8 protein-coding genes and 1 pseudogene are annotated in these 16,634 nt (G+C 62.3%); 5 read left to right on the forward strand and 4 right to left on the reverse strand.

What is annotated here, in order from left to right; genetic code table 11:
• Positions 1 to 53: 53 nt before the first annotated feature.
• The 5 genes from C2L66_RS32615 (at position 54) to C2L66_RS32635 (ending at position 4,545) form a co-directional block, all read left to right on the forward strand.
• Positions 54 to 740 carry a heavy metal response regulator transcription factor gene (locus C2L66_RS32615; RefSeq protein ID WP_007576885.1) on the forward strand — a complete coding sequence of 229 codons (687 nt, stop codon included), beginning with the start codon at positions 54 to 56 and terminating at the stop codon, positions 738 to 740.
• Positions 737 to 2,200: a heavy metal sensor histidine kinase gene (locus C2L66_RS32620; RefSeq protein WP_060607605.1), complete on the forward strand. Its 1,464-nt coding sequence runs from the start codon at positions 737 to 739 to the stop codon at positions 2,198 to 2,200. Before C2L66_RS32615 ends, C2L66_RS32620 begins: the two co-directional genes overlap by 4 nt.
• 145 nt (positions 2,201 to 2,345) lie before the next feature.
• Entirely contained in the window at positions 2,346 to 2,531 is a 186-nt protein-coding gene (locus C2L66_RS32625) for a hypothetical protein (protein ID WP_054931943.1), read from the forward strand.
• 131 nt (positions 2,532 to 2,662) lie between these two features.
• Entirely contained in the window at positions 2,663 to 3,232 is a 570-nt protein-coding gene (locus C2L66_RS32630; protein WP_082670483.1) for a DUF3280 domain-containing protein, read from the forward strand.
• Between the two features lie 167 nt (positions 3,233 to 3,399).
• Complete coding sequence (locus C2L66_RS32635) at positions 3,400 to 4,545, forward strand: cytochrome D1 domain-containing protein (protein WP_060607608.1); 1,146 nt, start codon at positions 3,400 to 3,402, stop codon at positions 4,543 to 4,545.
• A gap of 73 nt (positions 4,546 to 4,618) precedes the next feature.
• Here C2L66_RS32635 and C2L66_RS32640 read toward each other — a convergent pair whose 3' ends face one another.
• The 4 genes and pseudogenes from C2L66_RS32640 to C2L66_RS32655 all read right to left on the reverse strand — a co-directional run bounded on the left by C2L66_RS32640 (position 4,619) and on the right by C2L66_RS32655 (position 16,457).
• Positions 4,619 to 5,215 carry a hypothetical protein gene (locus C2L66_RS32640; protein WP_148654636.1) on the reverse strand — a complete coding sequence of 199 codons (597 nt, stop codon included), beginning with the start codon at positions 5,213 to 5,215 and terminating at the stop codon, positions 4,619 to 4,621.
• Positions 5,216 to 5,350: 135 nt separating this feature from the next.
• Positions 5,351 to 7,135, reverse strand: coding sequence for a ShlB/FhaC/HecB family hemolysin secretion/activation protein (locus C2L66_RS32645; RefSeq protein WP_060607609.1), 1,785 nt, complete (start codon positions 7,133 to 7,135; stop codon positions 5,351 to 5,353).
• A 65-nt stretch (positions 7,136 to 7,200) separates the two neighbouring features.
• Positions 7,201 to 7,647: a hypothetical protein gene (locus C2L66_RS40965; protein WP_148654637.1), complete on the reverse strand. Its 447-nt coding sequence runs from the start codon at positions 7,645 to 7,647 to the stop codon at positions 7,201 to 7,203.
• Between the two features lie 10 nt (positions 7,648 to 7,657).
• Positions 7,658 to 16,457, reverse strand: a pseudogene (locus C2L66_RS32655) (hemagglutinin repeat-containing protein).
• Positions 16,458 to 16,634 lie beyond the last annotated feature (177 nt).

The raw sequence follows: 16,634 nt of genomic DNA on the forward strand, positions 1-16,634 counted from the left end.
ACAGGTTTGAAAAGCCTACTTATAATGCAGAGGACAATACAAAAGGAGCGCCCATGAAGCTGCTCATCGTGGAGGATGAATTCAAGGTCGTCGATTATCTGCGCCGTGGCCTGACGGAGCAGGGCTGGGTGGTGGACGTCGCGCTGGACGGCGAAGAGGGCCTGCATCTCGCGTCCGAGTTCGATTACGACATCATCGTGCTCGACGTGATGCTGCCCAAGCGCGACGGGCTCAGCGTGCTCAAGGCGCTGCGCATGCGCAAGTCGACGCCCGTCATCATGCTGACCGCGCGCGATCACGTGAACGACCGCGTGCGCGGCCTGCGCGAAGGCGCCGACGACTATCTGACCAAGCCCTTTTCGTTTCTCGAACTGGTCGAGCGGCTGCACGCGCTGGCGCGGCGCACGCGCGTGCAGGAATCGACGCTGATCTGCGTCGGCGATCTGTATGTCGATCTGATCGGCAGGCGCGCGACGCGCAGCGGCGTGCGGCTCGACCTGACCGCGAAAGAGTTCCAGTTGCTCAGCGTGCTCGCGCGCCGGCAGGGCGATATCCTGTCGAAGGCGATTATCACGGAACTCGTCTGGGACGTGAACTTCGATAGTCACACGAACGTCGTCGAGACGGCGATCAAGCGGTTGCGCGCGAAGCTCGACGGACCGTTCCAGACCAAGCTGCTGCACACCATGCGCGGCATGGGCTACGTGCTCGAAGTCCGCGAGGAAGCGGAGGCATCATGACTCGCTCGACCCGTTCCATCGCACGGCGTCTCGCGCTGCTGTTCGCGCTCGTCGCGCTGTCTGTTTTTACGCTGGTGGACACGGGGCTGTTCCTCGTGCTGCGCTCGCAACTGGAGCAGCGCCTGCGCGATTCGCTCGATAGCCGCACGGAAGTCGCGCGGATCATCGTGCATCACGCGGTCAACCGCGACAAGTGGCGCATGGCGCAAGAGAAGCTCGGGGACATGACGCCGCGCGATGGCACGAGCGTCTATTCGATTTCGAGCACGACTCCGCTGTTCAACTACGGCCACCCTGTGACGGGCACGATCGCGCAGCAATGGCGCGGCGACTATGCGCGCGTCACGCACAACGGCACCGACCATGACTTGCTGACGCGCACGCTGACCATTCCGCCGAACGGCGAGCGTCCTCAGGTGCAGTTGCAGGTCGCGACCAGTTACGCGCCGACCGAGCAGGCGTTGCGCGAATTCGGCCTTGCGTTGGCGGCGCTGTCGGCGCTCGGCGCGCTCGGCGCGTCGCTGCTGAGCTACTGGGTCACGCGCATCGGCCTCGCGCCCTTGCGCAGACTGACGGTGGACGCATCCGAAGTGAGCGCGGATAACCGCTCGCAGCGATTGCGCACCACCGAGCTTCCCTTCGAACTCAACGATCTGGCGCATTCGTTCAACGGCGCGCTGGAGCGGCTCGATCAGGCGTATGTGCGCCTCGAGTCGTTCAATGCCGACGTCGCGCACGAGTTGCGCACGCCTGTGACGATCCTGATTGGGCAGACGCAGGTGGCGCTGACGCGCAACCGCTCGGTCGACGATCTGCGCCGCACGCTGCAATCGAATCTCGAAGAGTTCGAGCGGATGCGCGGCATCATCAACGACATGCTGTTTCTGGCACGCGCCGATCAGGGCGAGCGGGCCACGGAACTGGTCGAAGTGTCGCTCGCAACGGAAGTTGCGCGCACCGTCGAGTTCCTCGAAATGCCGATGGAAGAGGCACAGGTGCAGGCGCAGTTGCACGGCGACGCGGTAGCGCGCGTCAATCGTTCGCTGTTCGGGCGGGCTTTCGCGAACCTGCTGATCAACGCGATCCACCATTCGACGCCCGGCGCGAAGATCCAGGTGACGGTGTCGCGCGAAGCGGGCCGCGTGTGGGTCGCCGTGGCCAATCCCGGCGAGCCGATCATGCGGGACGTGCTCGATCACGCGTTCGACCGTTTCTATCGCGCGGAGCTGTCGCGCACCAACAGCCGCGAGAACCACGGCCTCGGGCTGGCGATCGTCAAGGCGGTCGCCGATATGCACGGCGGCGTGGTGTTCGCGCGCAGTCAGGACGGCGTGAACACGTTTGGGTTTTCGATCATGAGCGCCGACACGGCGCGTGCGCCGAAAGCCGAGCCGCCCGCGAAGGACGCGCAGCCGCTTGCGTCGCGGACCGTGGTGTCGGCACCGCTTAAGTCGCCTTGAGTTTGCGTGTGAGTTCGCCCGTAAGGTTCGCCTTCGAAACAGGTAAATTGATCTGCTTCATGGCCTCTGTTCAGGGGAATGACGGTCAAATTGACTGGGTACGCTGGTGTTGTCGCGATAGAGCGTACCCGGCAAGGAGATTCAGGTGGATCTGATCGAAATGGCTAAAAAGTCTGGCATGCAGGTGTTGCTGGACGCGCAGATCGGCAGTCAGATGTATCACAGCGTCTGCGGGCCACTTTCGGCATTGCAGCGGTTTGCCGACGAGGTCGGCAAGGCGCTGGCGGCGGAAGCGGCGGCGCAGACTGCGGGTTCCGTCTCCGAGACCTGAGTTTCCGTCAGCCCGCTTTTCCGTCAGCCCGCTGCCGCGTTCAGGCGCGTTATCTGCTTCACGATCGCCGCAAGGGCGGGGCGTCGGTGCGCCCGTCGCGTGTGGTTATCGATCGTGGAGGGCATGCCGCCGTGACTGTTTGCCGTTCCAACGCCGGCCCGTGCGGACTGCGGCGCGCTCGCGCGCTGTCCGGCCGGTTCGCCGCTGCCGCCGCACTGTGTACCGTTTCGGTGACAGTCGCGGCTGCGCCGCCCGCCATCGCGCTGCTTGACTGCGTCGTGATCGACGACAACGCGGCGTACAACGATGCTTCCGTCACCCAGTCGCAACAGGCCCGCGCCGCCATGGCGAGCGCCGGGTTGCGCACGCGCGTCGACCAGCGCAGCCTGTACAAGGTCGCGGACAATCGTCCGGCGGCGGCGCTGATCGACAGCTACGCGAAGACCCAGGACCTGAGCGCCTGTAACGGTTGCGAGCTGGAAATCGGCCGAAAGCTCGGCGTGCAACGCGTCGGCGTGTGCTGGGTGCAGAAAATCAGTAACCTGATCCTCAACATCAATCTGCGCATCGAAGACACGGCGAGCGGACAGGTCGTATTTCAGCGTTCCGTCGATATCCGTGGCAACACGGACCAGTCGTGGCGGCGCGGCGTCGACGCGCTAGTCGGCCTGCTCGCGTCGGAACCGGAAGCCGCGCATTGAGCCGCGCGTGCCCACCCATTTCGGGAAAAACTCCCGGCCTCCCATGCTGTCATACCGGCGCGCGATGCGCTAACTTGAGCCTGGGTGAATCTGCCCTTGCGGCACAACGAACATGGCTCGCGTGATTCGGCGCGGGCCCGTCGAACAACACTCCGCAGGAGACATCGATGCATTGCACGACCAGACACACACGCGTGGCCGTATCCGTTGCGCTCGCCGTGCTGCTTGGCGCGAGTATCGGCCAGGCGTCGGCAGCGGCCGTCGCGTACGTGACCAGCGAGACGAATGGCGTCGGCGTGATCGACCTCGATCAGATGACGTTGAAGAAGACCATCGGGCTCGGCAAGGATGGCCCGCGCGGGCTCAGTCTGACGGCGGACGGCAGCAAGCTGCTGGTGGCGAACAAGACGGGCGATCTGTCGGTGATCGATACGTCGACGGACAAGGTGGTCGCGCGCGTGAAGATCGGCAAGAACCCGGAGTTCGTGCGCGTGCATCGCGGGTTTGCTTATGTGACGTATGAGCCCGGCGAGAGCGGGCCGCCGCCGCAGGCGCTGGCGGGGAATCAGGGCGCTCAGGGCGGTGAGGGCGCAGGTAAGCCCGAGGGCAAGCCCGAAGGCAAGCCGGAAGCGGGAGGCGGCAAAGGCGGCCACGACGACGATGACGACGCGAACAGCCCGCCCGCCGAAGTGGCTATCGTCGATCTGAAGACGATGAAGGTGGTGCGCTCCGTGAAGAGCGGACACGAGACAGAGGGCGTCGAGTTTTCGCCGGATGGGCGCGAGCTGCTCGTCACCAATGAAGGCGACGACACGGTGTCGGTGTATCGAACGGGCACGGGCAAGCTCGTGCGTACGGTGAAAATGGACAAGGGCTCGCGGCCGCGCGGCATCAAGGCGTCGCCAGATGGCAAGCAGTACGTGGTGACGCTGGAGAACACCAACAAGTTTGTCGTGCTCGACGGGGCGACGTTGAAGACTCTGAAGACGGTCGATACGAAGATGGGTCCGTACGGCGTCGCGTTCGATCCCGAGGGCAAGCATCTGCTCGTCGCCGCCGCGCGCGACAAGACCTTGCAGGTGTTCGATGCGAAAACCTACGAGCACGTCGCCGACGCGCCTGTCGGGCAGCGTTGCTGGCATTTCAGCTTCACGCCGGATGGGTCGAAGGTGCTGATGGCGTGCGGGCGCTCGAATGCCGTGTTCGTGCTCGATGCGAAGACTTATCAGACGGTCGGGCAGATTGGCGATTTGCCGCTGGCGTGGGGGATTGTGACGTCGCCGCCGAGTCAGGGGTCGATTGAGTCGCGGTGAATGGGTTGCGGGGGCGGTTGGGATATCGCCCCCGCAATACGAGACGCCCACATACTATGGCGCACATCGGTTCTTATTTCGGCGACGCATCGCATTTGGGTGCAACCTTTTGAACTGTGAGTTCGTCTATCCCATGTCCGTCAATTCTACGGACTTCGACCCAACAGCGTCTGCCCTCATTATTCATGAAGATGTCGTAGTCCTGACCGGGTTCCGGTGCGAAAGTTGTCGCTGGAGGTGTGCATGACGAGTGATAGTTTCCAGCGCTGCTACTGACTGTCATCGCCACCGTAAGTGGCTTCCCGGCGGGAACAACGTATTCCCTGATCAAATCCTTGAATTCGAGTCCATCGACGGTCATCCACTTGCGCGGACTGGCTGGCATGCCGATGGTAATGCTGCGCGAGGAATATTTCCACGCTGACCAGAACCCGTCTCCGACCACGACCTTGTTGTCGTCGCGCTCGAATAATCCTTTGTAGCAGGCTTCGCCCGGACGAAAGAATGCGCCGCCGGCCCCGTTTCCAGTCAGTATGCGAATGCGCGCTGAGACGTTTGCATCGTAGTCAGGCGTTTCAGTCGTTAGCTCATGGGCAGGTTGAGGAAGGATCGTGCAGGCAGCGCTTAAGGTAATAGCGCCAATGGCCCCGATTGCGTTTCTAAAAAACATGGGAAAAGCTCCGTCACTGAAGATAAGCGCCAGGCACGCGTCGTAGCGATGGGTGGAATCCTTCCGACGCGTGAACATGGATATTCAGTAATGCACCTTGTCAACCGGGCAGATGAGATCGGTCTGGTTGGATTCCTAGAACTGCGCCGTCATCTGGAACCCGACCGTCACACACGCAGTAGGGAATCCGGCCGGTTTGTAGATGGGCGTGCCCGCGAACAGGTCATACGAGAAACCCGCATACTTCGCCGGGATGCCGCCGCGAATGCCGATCACCGCGCCCGCGAGTTGGGTGCCCGCCAGAATCGCTGTGTTCGTGCCGAACACGCGCCCGTAGTCGATACCTGCGTAGAGCGTCTGTCCCGTCTGGAAGATGGGCCATTGCAGTTCGTTGCGCCAGTAAAAGCCTTTCTCTGCCGCGAGCATCGTTTCGCCGTCGAAGCCACGTACGGTGTATCGACTGCCAATGGTCAGGTCGTCGATGTAGAACAGCAGGTCGTTGGTGTACTGGCCGTGGAAGGTCGTCACGTAGCGGAAGTTGTGCGACGCGAGGGCGAACGGTATCGACAGGTTGGCGTCGAGCACGGTCATTTTGTACAGATACGTCGGGTGTGCTTTGCTCTGCGCGGTCGGGTCATACAGGTTCGGGTTCGGGTCGCCCGTTGCGCCCAAGCCGTGAATGCCCTGGCGATAGGCAAGCGTGCCGTCGAACTGCGCCGTTCCGAAGAAATGACGATCCGTTGTGCCTGCTTCGATGAAGGTGTTGTTGCGGTCCTGTATCGGGATGGTCGCGCCTTCGATGAAGCTCTCGCCGAAGCGCTTCGATAGCTGGACGTAGGCACCAAGCACGTCGCTCTGGCTGCGCGAGAGCACGCGCGCAAGCCTGAATGTGGCCGTCTGCGAGTTGCCGCTCGACACGAATGTCTGGTTCACGCCCGCGACGTTCTGGTAGTACGTGTTCGTGTTGCCCGACAGCGTTGCCGTCCAGTAGCCCCAAGGCACGGAATACGAGCCGTTGAAGCCATGCGAGCCGAGTGTTTTGTTGCCGAACGACAGGTCCTGGTTCGCGCCGACCATGAACACGTCGTTCAGGCCAAGTGGGTTGTCGATGCCGAGACTTACGTTGCCTTGCCATTTGCCCGTCGCGTCCGTGCCGGAGTTGTCGGCCGACACGACAAACGTCCAGGGCTTTGAGTGCTTGACGTTCAGAACTATGTCGCTTTCGCCCGGCGTGTCGGTCGGTTCGATCTTCATGTCCACGTCCAGCGACGCGACGCGCTTCATCTGCTCCAGTCCCTGCTCAAGGTCGCGCAGGTTCAGCAGGTCGCCGTCGCGGGCCGGGAATGCAGACTTCCACGTACCGCGCATGTCAGGATCGGCAAAGCGCAGATGACGCACGACACCCGGCACGAGGGCAAATTTCAGAGCGCCCGTTGACAAATCCTGTTCAGGCAGCAGCACGCGCGTCGTCACGTAGCCGCCTGAGAGAATCGTCTGTTGCAACCCCTTCGTCAGTGTGTCGAGTCCGGCCTTGCCGATACATTGGCCCTTGTAGTGGTCGAGCCATTCACGCGCGAACCAGAAAGGATCGAGCGGGAGATTAGACGCGCCATGCTTGCGCGCGACATCGGGCAGCGTGGCGGGTACGTCGAGCGCGAATGTGTCGATGCGAAAGCACGGCGATTCATGCAGGAGTTCGGGATAGACCCCGGCGTTCGGCACGGTCGAGCGCACGGCGGGCGCGTTGACGGTCTGCTCGCGCTGCTGTGCGTCGCGTTGTTGTTGTAGCTGCTGGTTCTGTTCCGCGTTTGCGCGCGCGGCGGCTGCCGCCTCTGCGGGCGTCGGCGTTTGCTGCGCGTTGGACGCGAGTGTGATCAGGGCTGTGAGCGGCAGAGCCGCCAGCCTCTTTCGGATTTTCATTTGGATGGTTCCTGATGCTGCGGGTGATGCGGAAAGCGGCTGTGGCCACCCTCAATATAGAGTTATTAGCCGTTTTCGTTGTGCTTGCACTGCTGGATAGTCCGAGCGTTATAGCTCATGCTGAGTCCATACGCTGGCTTCCCCTCGTTGTATTCCGCGTCCCTATAGACATCTGCCCGAGCACCGTTTTTGCAAAGGAAAGTCCGGTCTTCGTCGCTCCCTTTTTTCCAGCCCAGTGACCTTAAAGTATCCGTGTAACTATCCGCTAGTCCAGAAGACCATGAATCTGCATCAATCGTCACAAATATAAGAGCAGAGCCATATTTGCTATTTTGAGTTCTCGAAACGACATGCCCGCCGTTGCGCAACACGGCGTCAACATCGCTGCTCATAAAGAGAAGCTTCTTCCCCGCATCTGTCGGATTACTTCTAGCGGCAAAAAATATCGCGAACGCTCCGATCAATGCGAACCCAATTCCAAGCCGTTTGTTCAGCTTTTCTAACCGTACCATTTCACGCCCCTTATCGCCTCGGCTGCATGCCGGGCAGTGTGCCAGCCGGCACGCTAACGCTGGTTCCTGCACCTGCGCCGATGTTTGCAGCACGCGTAATGCCCCCGAAACCCAAACCTACTTCAACGGATGTATCTCCGCCTATTGCGTGGCTTCCCCCGACACACACGCCGAAGGCGCAAGTATTTGCACCGTATGCACCACCATTGAGAAGTCCGTCAGTCGCTTCTGCCTGTTTCGACGGGAGTTGTCCCGCATACGCCGGAATCACTCCAATAGTTACAGACGCACCGGTCGAAATCGGAACAGCTCCGCCACCACCGATGTAAACATTTCCGTTATGCAAATTCACAGCCAAACTACCAGACATTCCGAGAGCAGTGCCGCCTACGCTCAGATAGTCAATTTTTCCCGGCTGCTGTGCCAATACGTTTGATGTAAATGCAGAGTTGTCTGCCTGCGCATCTCCAGCGCTGTAATGAAACAAGCTGCTTCCCGGCGTCCGCTGCACCATTCCGCCATAGCTCGCCGCCGAGAAAGAGGTACCGTTATAGTTCTGCAACTGCGCCTGTTCGGCGGTATAACCAGCGCCTTCCGTCTGCAGCGCTGAGTATTTGGCATAGTCCGCGGTCCCCGGGGCGTACTCAGCCGCACAATGCACAAGCGCGCATCCTGCCGCCTCAAGACGATGCTCCTCGGTTGCGTCACCGTTAGCCAAATCCTTGATGACCTGCTTTTCCTCGGGGTGTAACTGCCGGTTGTACCGGTCCACGTCATAACCGGAGAATGCGCCCGCATTGCCGCCGACCGCCGCGCCCGCGCCAGTCGCAATCGCGTTAGCAACGATGTTGCCTAGCGCCTGGTTCATATCTGCGTTGCCAGTCGGATTCGAACCTGCAATCGCACCACTCAGTTCGTTCAGCTTGCCCGCAGCAATCGACGCAATGCCTGCACCAGCCGCGCCGCCAAGCGCATTACCGCCCGCGAGACCCGCGACGAGTGCACCACCTGCCGCCTGCATTTCCGCGCGCGCCGTGCCGCCTTCCTTCCATGCGTCGATGCCAGCCTGGTCGCCAGCTGCCTGTGCTTCCTTGAGTTTCGAATCGGCGAAGTCGCCCACGCGCCGCGACACCGCTTCGCCTGCCGCGCTCGCCGCCGCCATCATGTCAGCCTGATTGTTCAGTATGTTGTTCACGTCCGGCAGTTTTGCGACCGTGCCGTTCGTGTTCGACGTATCGCGGTTCAGGCTCGCCACGTCCTGCGTCTGATGCGCGCTGTCCGTGACGTTGATCGTACCCGCGCTAATCCCGCTGCGCGTAGTAGCGCTATCGCTGCCGCTGTCGTTCTGGCTCAACATCGGCGCACCGCCGCCTGCGTTCTTGCCGGAAGTGGGGCCGTGCGTGCTGTAGTTCGAGCCACCGTCGCCCGTCGTCGCGCCCGCGCTGAACCCGCTCGAATGCGCGTTGTAACTCGACTGGTTCTGTATGTCGGAATACGTGAGCGTCCCTGTCGTCAGGTTGTTTTTCGACGCATCCGCATCGCTCGCGATGATCGCGCCTTTCAGGTCCGTGTTGCCCTTGACGTTGATGTTGAATCCACCGTCGCCCGCCTGGATACCTGCCTGCTCGTTCACGCCCGCATAGCTGCCGTTCGCGTTGCCGTGCTGCGAACTGAAGCTCGCGCTGCCACCGCCCTGACTGATGCTGAATCCGCCACCCATGCTTTCCTGATGCGCGTTGCTTGCCATCGTATCCTGCACGCTCGCGATGTTCAGGTTGCCGCCGACATCGGCATTCACCTGACGGCCGTTCACGTTCGCGCCGATGATGTTCGTATCGCCGCCCGAGATGATGGTCGCCGTATTCGCGGCCGTGACATGCGTATTGTTCTGCATGGTGGCGTCGCTGTTCGCGTCACCGTGCGCCTTTGCCATCGACGCCGACACGCCGAATCCCTGCGTGCCGTATGACACGCCCACGCTCGCGCTGCTCGACTGGTTCGTGCTGCGCGTCGTATCGGCATCGGTTGTATTGACGAGATTGACCTGATTCTTTGCCGCGAGAATCACGTCGTTGGCGTTCACGTTCGAACCGGCAATCGTGAGATTGCCGCTTCCCGCTGTGCCGTTGCCCGTCGCGACAAAATGCCGCCGTGCCGCCCGCCGTGACGCTCGAACCCCGGTTGCTGGTGCTATCCTCTGCAAACGTGTTCTTGCTGTGACTGCTGCCGTAGCTGAGTTCGATCTTGCCTGACGGCGTCTGACCACTCGCGAGTTCCTTCATCGCGCCGCCTGCCGCGCCCAAAGAATCCAGCGCGCCGCTTGCCGCCGCCATGCCATGCAGCGCCGCCGCGCGATCATCCTGACTGCGACTCGCCGCGCGCGCCTGGTCGACGGTGTTCGAAATCGCGTCGATCACCGGCGCTTTCACGGCCAGCGTGAAGCCGCTCTTGCTGACTTCCTGCGTTTCGTCGTGGTGCGCGGTGTTCGTCGCTGCGTCGATGGTCACGTTCTCGCCTGTGCCTGTCACGTTCTTCGCAGCGATCAGATCGCTGCCTGTGACGTGCAGGTCAGCGCCTGCCGTCAGGTTCACGCTGCCACCTGTACTGCCGATCATGCTGGCGTTGTTCGTGGTCGAACTGTCGTGCGTGGTGTTCTTCGTGTCGACTTTGCCGTAGGAGATACCGACGCCCCCCGAACTGCCAAGCCCTGTTTTAGTGGTCTGATGGAAGTGACTCGCATCGCTCGTATCCTGCGACGTGTTGATCGTGAGGTTGTTCGCTGCGGACAGGTTCACGTCATTCGTTGCGGCAACGGTCGAGCCGGTGATCGTCATGTCGCGACCGGCTGCACCCGTGACCGTATCGCCCGATACCGTCGAGCCGTTCGCGATCACCTGATGCGCACTGGTCGTATCCGTCGTCTTCGTTTTCGACATGAACCCGGAGTGTTCGTTGTGCGACCAGCTTTGCGAGTCGTGTGTTTCAGTGACACTGCCGATGGTCACGTCGCCCGTCGAGACGAGTTTGACGCCACCTGTATCCGTTGCGACCGTCGAGCCGAGAATTGCGAGGTTGCCGCTGCCGGACAGACCGGCAGCAAGCGTCGCGTTGCCGCCCGCGCCGATGCTCGAACCCTGCACCTGTTCGTCATAGGACGAGCTGGTCGACTGGCTCTTGCTGTTGCTCATCGACTGTTCACTGTGCGTATGAACGTCCTTCGCCGCCGTCACAGTCAGGTTGCCGCCAGCAACCATCGCTGCGTCGCCGCCTGCGCGAACGGTCGCATTGGTAAGCGTGGTATCGCGCCCCGATACCGTCGCCAGATCGCCGCCCGCGACAATCGCGCTACCGAGGTTCCGCGTCTGTCTGTCATGCAGGAAATCCTGACCGCCGAACCCGCTCGAATCCTTCGTCGCGGTGAGGTCGACCGTCCCGACATTCAGATCGCGGCCCGCTGCAATGGCCGCATTGCCGCCAGCCTGGATCTGTGCGCCATTGAGGTTCACGTCCCGGCCCGCGATCAAGGCCGCGTTGTTCGTCGCTGAAATCGTGCTGACCGCATCGACGGCCGTACCCGTGGCAGTACCGGTGTAGTTCCGGTCGGCGAATGACTTCGACACGCCGTAGGTCTGCGTCTCGTTGATGACATCGCGACCGGCTTGCACGACGACATCGGCACCGCCGATGCGTCCGCTGGAGTTGCGCACGTCCTGGACGGCTGCAACGGCCGTCGTGCCTGCACTGCCGATAATGCCGCTGTTCGTGATGGTGTTGCCGATGACCGTGGTCGCAACGTTGCTGACGATGTGTCCGCTGTTGTTCACGTCGCCGCTCGCGTTCAGGTTCACCGCGTTGCCCGCGACAAGCGCGCCGCTGTGCGTCAGGTCAACCGTGCTGGACTGCGCGAGATACACCTGCGGCACGAGCACGCTCTGGTGCGAGCCGTCGGGCAGGGTCACGTCCTGCGACACTAGCCAGACCATGTCGGTCGTGAGTTGCGCCATCTGCGCGGCCGACAACGCAATGCCCGGTTCCAGACCGAACGCCTTCGCATACGTGACGCCGTTGTTCATCAGCGCCGTGTATTCGTCCAGGTTGTCGGTAAAGCCTGCAAGGAACGTGCGGCCCGTCAGTTGTGTCACCTGGTTGCGGATCAGCGTCGTCTCGTACAGCCCATCGCCGAGACGCTTCTCGACAGTCGACGGGTCGTAGCCCAACTGTTTCAGCAGATAGTCGCTCGAAATGAAATTCGCGTACTGCGTGAAGCGCGGATCGGTCGCAACCAGGTACGTCGCGCCAGGCGCGGTGTTGTAGGTGTACAGGCCACTCACCGGCAGTTTCAGGTTCGGAATGCCGCCCGTCGCGCCGCCAACCGTCTGCGGCCTCGAAGACTGGCCGCTGATAGTGCCCGTCTGCGTGCCGTCCGCGCTGCCGCCCGTGACGCCGGAACCGGCCACCGTGTTCCCCTGACGGTCGACGGAGTTGATACTGATGGACTGTGCATCCGTCTGCACGTTCGAGTTCGACGAGGCAATCGCGGGCAGGGCATCGACGGTCGTTGTGTATTGGCTGACGCCGTCGAAAGCGCCGTCGCTGCGGGGCTGCGTCGTATCACTGCTGCCGCCTGTCTTCTGATGCCAGTAAAAGACCGATTCCGTACTGGTGACGACCGCCTGCTGGAGCACCGTACCCGTATCGGTGACGCTGCCGCTGTCCGCACGGCGTACCAGGTCTCCGCCTGCCGCCATCGTCGACGATTGGTTATCGATGCTGCCGCCATTCGCATTGATGCGGATCGCGCCCTGTGCCTGAATCGTCGCGACGTTGCCCGCGTTCACGAGCTGGTCGGTGGTCGTCGTGGTCTGTGTGGTGCGCGACTTCTCGACGTAGTCATGGTTTTTGATGTCCCAACGCACCTGTTGCCGGTCCGGCTGCATGTTTTTGTTGGGATCGAAGTCCGGCCAGAACGTGATCGACACCGTGCCGTCGCCGTTATCCGTCAGGCTGTTGTACCACTGCGTTGCGTTGTTCGTGATGTTGCGCGCCACCACGGTCGCGCCCGACTGGTAGTGGTCGTAGACAGGCTGCGTGAGCGAGAACGTTTGTGCCTTCGTGTCCAGGTTCGTGACCTGTGACGCGGGGATTTTCACGGTGATGGGTTGCGCAAGACCATAGATGGTCTGGTCGGCCATGGCTCCCGCGCTCCAGTTCCATTGCGGGAAATCGAGGCTGTGGTAGTTGCCGAACACGCCCGCCGACAGGTCGTCGCCAAGGCCTGCCGTCCAGAGCGTCAGGGTAGTGGTGCCCGCGTCCTGCGGGGTGCCTGCTGCCGTTTGCACGCCTGTCCGGATGTTGCTGACCGTGCGCGCGGCGATGTCGATGTCGCCGTCTGCTTCGATGATCGCCGCGCTGTTGGTGAGCGTGGCTGTCTGGTTGGCGAGCATGCCGGAACCGTCGCGTGTGCCGTCCTTTGCAATTTCCAGATTGCCCGCGCTATAGATCAGCGCGCCGTCCGCGTTCGTGATCGAGTTCTGTGCATAGATACGCACGGAGTTCGCGCCCGCGATCACCGCCGCCGCGCCCGTGTTCTGCACGTCGTTCGCATTGACTGTCACATCATTACCGATGACCGTGCCGGTATTGGCAAGCGTTGCGCTGTTCGTTGCGACAGCGTCGCCTTCGATGCGTCCGGCGTTGGTCAGCGTCCCGTTCGCATTGACCGTCGTATTGGACGAATTGATGTCTGCGCCCGCCGCGTTTACGACATTTGCGCCCGTCGCGGTCAGCGCGCCAGTGGCGGCGAGCGTGCCCGTGTTGGTCAGCGTGCCCGTTGCGCTGACGCTCATGTCGCCGTCAGCGCGCAGGTTGTTGCTTGCGCCGCTCGTGTAGTTGCCGTTGATGGCGAGCGAGAGATTGCGGCCCGCGATCATGTCGCCGTCGCCGGAAACGACACCACTCGCCGACACGTCCCGGTTTGCGCGGATTGCGCCGCCCGCGTTCGACAGCGACGCGGCATTCACTGACACGTCCAGCCCGCCGAGAATCGCGCCGCCGTCGTTGATGACGGCCGCGTTCGCCTGGTTCAGGTTCAGCGCCGTGCCGCCGAACAGCGTGCCGCCCGCGTTGTTCACGCGTTGTTGAACGTTCAGATTCGCCGCGCCGCCCGCGACGAGATTCGCGCCGGCGCCGTTCTCCAGCGTCTGCGCGTTGATCGTCACGTCGCCATTGCCGCCGAGCGTGCCGCCCGTGTTGGTGACGTTCGACGCCGTCACGGTCGTTGCGCCGTCGCCCGCATTGGTCAGTTTGCCTTTGGTGTTGTCGATGCTCGCGGCTGCGACATTAGCAGTACCGTGCGCGCCGTTGGCAGAAAGCGTTCCCTGTGCGTTCGACAACGCGCCGCCCGCGCTCAAGGACAGGTCGCCCGCCGACTGCGCCGAGCCGCCAGTGTTGTCAATGTCGCCCTGAGTCGAGACGGTCAGCCCGTTGTCGCCGTACAGCGTGCCGTTGCGGTTGACGATGCCCGCGTCAGCATTGACCTGTGCCGCCTGTTGCGCGGTCAGCGTGCCGCCGCTGTTGTCCAGCTTCGCGCCCGCTATGGTCAGCGTGCCGTTCGTCTGAACCTTGCCGTCGACGTTCGATAGTGCGCCTGTTACCTTCACCTTGAGCACACCCGCGCCCGCATGCTGGAGCGTGCCGTTATCGTTCGTGACCGACTGGCCCGACAGCGTCAGGTTATTGGCGTTCGACGCTATCGTGCCGCCCGTGCTGTCGAGTTTGCCGCCCGCGCTGATAGTCTGGTCGGTCGTGCCGTACTGCGTCAGCTTGCCGTTGCGGTTGACGAAGTCGCCCGATGACGTGACCGCGAGCGTATCGCCGTCGATGCTGCCGTTCGTGTTGTCGACAGACGCACCTGACACGGTGGTCGTCGAGCCGGACAGCGAGCCACCTGCATTGCTCAGTGCGCCCGTTGCTGCCGCAGTCAAGATGCCGCCTGCTGTGAGTGAACCGCTATTGGTCACGTTCCACGCACGCAGCACCGCGTCACGCAGCGCGTTCACCTTGCCCTGGTTCGTGAAGATGGGCGCACTCAACTGGACATTGCCATTCCCGCCAATGATGCCGCCGACGCCGTTCAGCAGTGTGCCTGTCACCCCAAGGTTCAGGCCGTCGCCGTTGAGCGACAGGATCTGTCCGCCCGTGTTGTCGAGCGAAGCGCCGCCAATCGTTGCACCCGCCGCCGACTGGATCACACCCTGACGGTTCGCGAGCGCGCCCGCCGTGTTCAAGCCAAGCGTCGATCCGGAAACGATGTGTCCGCCCGTGTTCGATACATTCGCCGCCGATGCCTGAACCGATCCGCCGGACAGCTTGCCGCCGTCGTTGGTCAGCGTGCCCGATGCGTTTGCACTGAGCGCGCCGCCCGCCGTGGTCGTCGCATTCGACAGGGTCAGGTCGCCGCTGCTGGAAAGCGTCAGCGCGCCGTTGGCCGACGTATTGCTGCCGGCGAGATTGACGCCCGCGCCCCGGATGGTCGTATTGCCGCCAGCCTGGTTGTGGCCCGTCGCGGTGAGTGCTCCTGTCGTTGTCACAGACAGGTCGCCGGAACCGGCAATCGTGCCGTCATTGTTCACGCCCGCGCCAAGCGTACCCGTCGATGCGACGCTGCCCGCACTGATGGCAGTGTTCTGCTGCGCGGCGAGCGTGCCGCTGTTGGACAAAGCGCCCGATGTGTTTGCGCTGACACTCTGCTGCGCGTAGGTCGTGCCGCTGTTGTCGATGCCATCGTGCGCGCTCGCAGTGATGTTGCCGCTTGCGTTCGTCTGACCGGCGAGAACCAGCTTGCCCTGTGTCGTCAGGATCAGGTCGCCCGCCTGTGCAGCGAGCACGCCCTTGCTTGACACCCCGACACCGTTCTCCGTGCCAACCAGAACGATGCGATTGGCATACATGCCCCCTAAATTGCTTACGTCGATGGAGACACCCGGCACGGGGCCGCTGCCAGCGATGGGCGTCGCGGCAAGCGATCCATAGTCGACGTTGTTCGCCCCCGTCACAACGTTGAGGTTCTTCGCGTAGATTGCGGCATTGGCCTGCACCGCACGCGCCAGAAGATCCACCTGGTCAATACTTGAGCCATTGAACCCCGCGCCCTGCACGGCGATAGTGCCTCCCGTGACATTGAAGCCGGCAAGCGAACCATCAGCCGCGAAATTCGGTGTACCTGTCGTGAGCGTCGCGCGCGACGTATTGATGAAGCCGCCGCCGTCGACCAGCAACCCGTTCGGATTCGCGATAACGACCTGTGCGTTTCTGCCGGCGACTTCGAGATAGCCGCGCAACTGCGACGGCGAACTGCTGTTGACTTGGTTGACGATCACGCGCGCCGCATCGTTTGGCCCGAAGTTCGGATTGCCGTTGATGTACCCGGCCTGCTGCGTGCTCACGATAACCGGCGAGTTATTGAGGATCGCGCCGTTCTTCTGCACGTCGAACTGGCCATAGGTATTCATCGACACGCCCGCACCGGACGGCTTGGTGATGTTGACCTGCGGGATACCGTTCTGCGTCGTGACCATGCCAGGCGCGCGCGCGCCGCCCGGTACGATCTGCGCGCCCGCGATGAGTGGCGAAAGCGCGAGCAGCGCCGTCAGCGCAAGCTGACGCAACGACAGTAATATCTCCAGCGCTCCCGACGCGCGGCCCGTCGCGCGTGTCTCTCCCGCCTTTCCTGCTGCCGTGGCGGTTTCCTCGACGGCGACAAGCATACCGCGCAACCGGCTATACACGAGCCGATAGGTCTTCTGATTCATTTATTCGTGTTGCTTATTTTTGGAGCGAAGAGCCTAGCGAAACTCGCGTAGCCTTTCTGTCAAAGATTGTTGACACGCTCGCGGGCGCAACACTATGCGAAAAATCAGTCTTTTCTGATTGAGTCGATCGAAACTTCACCATCAAAAGCAGGCGAAAAAAAGCCCGCTCGCGGCGGG

The organism is Paraburkholderia caribensis, assembly GCF_002902945.1.
Classification (GTDB): Bacteria; Pseudomonadota; Gammaproteobacteria; order Burkholderiales; family Burkholderiaceae; genus Paraburkholderia; species Paraburkholderia caribensis.